Genomic DNA, 3,579 nt, shown 5'->3' with positions numbered 1-3,579 from the left:
TGAAGCGCCAGAAGAACGACATGGCGGACGCCGAGGCCATTTGCGAGGCGGCAATGCGACCCACCATGCGCTTTGTTCCGGTGAAGAGCGAAGAAACCCAGGGCGCGGCAATGGTCTTCCGCGTGCGCGAGCTGCTGATCCGGCAGCGCACGCAAGCGATCAATGCGCTGCGCGGCCACCTGACCGAGTTCGGGCAGATCGTGCCGCAAGGGGCATCCAATGCCACGCGGCTGATCGCGATCGTGGAAGATCCGGATGGCGCTCTACCTGCCGATGCCATCCCCACGCTGAAGGCTTTGATCACAGCGCTCACGCACCTGGAGGCAGAGATCGCCAAGCTCGATGCGGAGATCGCCCATCGCGCCAAGGAGAATAAGGTGGCTCGCCGTTTGATGACGGTGCCCGGCATCGGCCCGCTGATCGCTACGGCCATCGCGGTTCTGGCTCCGCCACCCGAGACGTTCCGGAAGGCACGCGACTTTGCCGCCTGGCTTGGTCTTGTGCCCCGGCAGCATTCGACCGGCGGCAAGCAACGTCTCGGAGCGACGACCAGAATGGGCGAACGATCCCTCAGGCGCCTGCTGATCCTTGGCGCCAACAGCGTCATCATCAAGCGCCACGTCCATGCCGCGGCGCGGCCGGGCACCTGGCTGGCGGGGATGCTGTCGCGCAAGCCACAAATGCTGGTGCGTGTGGCACTGGCGAACAAGATGGCACATATTGTCTGGGCCCTGATGGTGAAGGGCCAGGACTATCGAGCTCCGGCTGCGACGGCGTAAGCCGAGCATCAGTCGCGAGGACGTCGGAGCGTAAAGAGGGCAAGGAGACGTTTGGCGCAACGGTCGTGAGACGGGATCAGAGAAACCAGCCTGCAACAAAGTGCCACCGAGCACGCGGCGTTGACTTGGAGCCTGATCCGCGAACACCATACGGGCCCTGCGGCATCTGAAAGGCCGCATCATGAGGTCGGACACATGTCAGCACCCGACAACGCGCCAGGATCAGCTTCAAAACCCCTCTTGCGCTTGGGGCGGTTACACATGTTGCAGAAGCTTCCACGTCTGAGATCGATCGTGCTGGTCGGAAACAATGCCAAGAAGGTACGGGGAACTGTCGAAGCTGCCGGGGTGCAGGTTTTCGAGTCGGCGCATCCATCTGCACAAGTTCGCGGCACCAAGCGCACGCTTTGGGACCGGATACCTGATCAGTGGCGGCAGGCTTATCAAGCCTGCAACACAAAATTCACCTATACCGCAGACAGTAACCTGTTTGTCGAAACGAAGCTCTCTGTGAATGCGACGCGTGAGCAGTTCCTATTGGAGCGCGTTCGGATGGCGCAGGCGCAGTATGAAGCTGCGCTTGCGGAATATGAATCCGCCTGTGCCGAACTCAAGCAGTTTCATGCAGAAGGGGATGGGTGATAAGACTGTCCGTTTAAAAGCCTGTCTGCGCAACCGGTGCACCGCCTGTGTACGACCTGTGCACCCGCGCTGCACCCCCTGAAACCCAACATCTCATGGCCATTCTGCCCTACACCCCACACCTGCTCCCCCAGGCAACGCCCGCACCCGTTGCGCGAACGCCTCATCCCCCAAGCCACCCCACCACCACCGGCGCGATCACCGCCGTCAGAACCGCGTTCAGCCCCATCCCGATGCCCGAGAACGCCCCCGCCGTCTGGTTCACCTGGAACGCCCGCGCGGTCCCGATCCCGTGCGCCGCCACCCCCACGGCAAAGCCCCGCGCGCGCCAGTCCCGGACCCGCAGCGCGTTCAGCAGTGGCGTCACCACCACTGCCCCGAAGATGCCCGTCAGCAGAACAAGGGCGGCGGTGAGGGTCGGCTGGCCGCCGATCCGCTCGGCGATGCCGATGGCGACGGGGGCGGTCGTGGACTTGGGCGCGAGCGAGGCCAAGACCGGGCCCCCGATCCCGAAGGCCCGCGCGATCCCCAGGGCCGAGACCACCGCCACGCCCGACCCCACGCACAGCCCCGCCAGCATCGGCCAGGCGGCGCGGCGGACGCGGGGCAGGTTGTCGTAAAGGGGCAGCGCCAGGCAGACCGTCGCGGGGCCCAGCATGAAATGGACGAACTGCGCGCCCTCGAAATAGGTGGCGTAATCGGTGCCGGTCGCGCCCAGCAGCACCGCCAGCTGGATCACCGCGATCAGTACCGGGTTGGCCCAGCTTTGTCGCCCCGCCGCGCGGAAAGCCGCGTCGCCGATGACATAGGCCGCCAAGGTCGCCGTCAGCCACAGCAGCGGGCCTTGCGCCAGATAGGACCAGATCAGCGCGGGATCAGTCACCCCCATCCTCCTTCACGGCCGAGGGATCGACCGATCCGGTCCAGCGGGCCACGGCCTGGAACGCCAGCGCCCCCGCCGCGATGGCCAGCACCGTGGACCCCATGATCGCCAGCGCCAGCCCCAGCCCATGCTGCCGCAGCACCGGCAGATGCGCCACCACCCCCACGCCGGCGGGCACGAAGAACAGCGACAGATGCGCCAGCAGCCCCTGCGCCGTGGGCCTCAGGCGATCCGCCAGGGCCGGGCGCAGGGTGCAGCCTGCCACCAGCAGGCACAGGCCCATGACCGGGCCGGGCAGGGGCAGGTCCAATGTGCGGGACAGGATCTCTCCGACAAGCTGGAAGGCCAGAATCAGGGACAGGGCGATGATCATGGGCCGATGGTAGCGGAAATCGGCCCACCCGCCATGTGCATCTTGTGTAAACTGTCTTGCGGAACTCCAGATATAGCGCGCAAAGGTTGACTTGGACCCCCGCGATGCGACAATCCGCAGCGGAACGAAAAGGAACCCTGCGTGCGCTTCGACCGACTGCGACTGAACGGCTTCAAGAGCTTCGTGGACCCGACCGACGTGGTCATCCGCGAGGGGCTGACCGGCGTGGTCGGCCCGAACGGCTGCGGCAAGTCGAACCTGCTGGAAGCGCTGCGCTGGGTCATGGGCGAGAACCGCCCCACCGCCATGCGCGGCGAGGGGATGGAGGACGTGATCTTCGCGGGCACCGCGCGCCGGTCGGCCCGCGCCCATGCCGAGGTCGTGCTGACCGTGGACAACCGCGACCGGCTGGCGCCCGCGGGCTTCAACGACGAGGACAGCTTCGACATCGTGCGCCGGATCACGCGGGACGCCGGGTCCGCCTACAAGATCAACGGCAAGGACGTGCGGGCGCGGGACGTGCAGATGCTGTTCGCGGATGCCTCGACCGGGGCGCACAGCCCGGCGCTGGTGCGGCAGGGGCAGATCAGCGAGTTGATCAGCGCCAAGCCGCGTTCGCGCCGCCGCATCCTGGAGGAAGCGGCGGGGATCAGCGGCCTTTACCAGCGCCGCCACGAGGCCGAGCTGAAGCTGAACGGGGCCGAGGCGAACCTGACGCGGGTCGAGGACACGCTGGACCAGTTGTCCACCCAGGCCGCCAGCCTTGCGCGGCAGGCACGGACCGCCGCGCGCTATCGCGAGATCGGCGCAGCGCTGCGGCTGGCCGAGGGTGCGCTGCTGTATCGCCGCTGGTCCGAGGCCGAGGCCGCGCGGCTGGCCGCCGCCGAGGCCCTGACCAGGGC

At 66.9% G+C, this 3,579-nt stretch carries 5 protein-coding genes; 3 read left to right on the top strand and 2 right to left on the bottom strand.

The window, feature by feature from the left end; translation table 11 throughout:
* The coding region (locus tag J0F76_RS20195; RefSeq protein WP_207472223.1) for an IS110 family RNA-guided transposase at positions 1–779 on the top strand (779 nt) is incomplete at its 5' end.
* A 261-nt stretch (positions 780–1,040) separates the two neighbouring features.
* A complete protein-coding gene (locus J0F76_RS20190) occupies positions 1,041–1,421 on the top strand; it encodes a uracil-DNA glycosylase family protein (protein ID WP_207472221.1) in 381 nt (126 codons plus the stop codon).
* A gap of 163 nt (positions 1,422–1,584) precedes the next feature.
* On the opposite strand, the gene J0F76_RS20185 is transcribed toward J0F76_RS20190, so the two are convergent.
* Both J0F76_RS20185 and J0F76_RS20180 read right to left on the bottom strand, forming a co-directional pair.
* Positions 1,585–2,304: an LrgB family protein gene (locus J0F76_RS20185; RefSeq protein ID WP_207472219.1), complete on the bottom strand. Its 720-nt coding sequence runs from the start codon at positions 2,302–2,304 to the stop codon at positions 1,585–1,587.
* The gene (locus J0F76_RS20180) at positions 2,297–2,677 is read right to left on the bottom strand and encodes a CidA/LrgA family protein (protein ID WP_207472218.1); all 381 of its coding nucleotides are present in this window, start codon (positions 2,675–2,677) and stop codon (positions 2,297–2,299) included. The genes J0F76_RS20185 and J0F76_RS20180 overlap by 8 nt, the downstream gene beginning before the upstream one ends.
* A gap of 141 nt (positions 2,678–2,818) precedes the next feature.
* On the opposite strand from J0F76_RS20180, the gene J0F76_RS20175 reads away from it, so the two are divergent.
* Positions 2,819–3,579: AAA family ATPase (locus J0F76_RS20175; RefSeq protein WP_207472216.1), on the top strand; the 761-nt coding region annotated here is incomplete at its 3' end.

The organism is Paracoccus fontiphilus (assembly GCF_017356265.1).
Taxonomy (GTDB): Bacteria; Pseudomonadota; Alphaproteobacteria; order Rhodobacterales; family Rhodobacteraceae; genus Paracoccus; species Paracoccus fontiphilus.
This window is presented reverse-complemented; position numbering and strand designations above follow the sequence as displayed.

Excerpts from the sequence above, each read along its gene's own strand:
- J0F76_RS20190 (WP_207472221.1), top strand. The coding sequence starts at position 1,041 with ATGTTGCAGAAGCTTCCACGTCTGAGATCGATCGTGCTGGTCGGAAAC.
- J0F76_RS20180 (WP_207472218.1), bottom strand. The coding sequence starts at position 2,677 with ATGATCATCGCCCTGTCCCTGATTCTGGCCTTCCAGCTTGTCGGAGAG.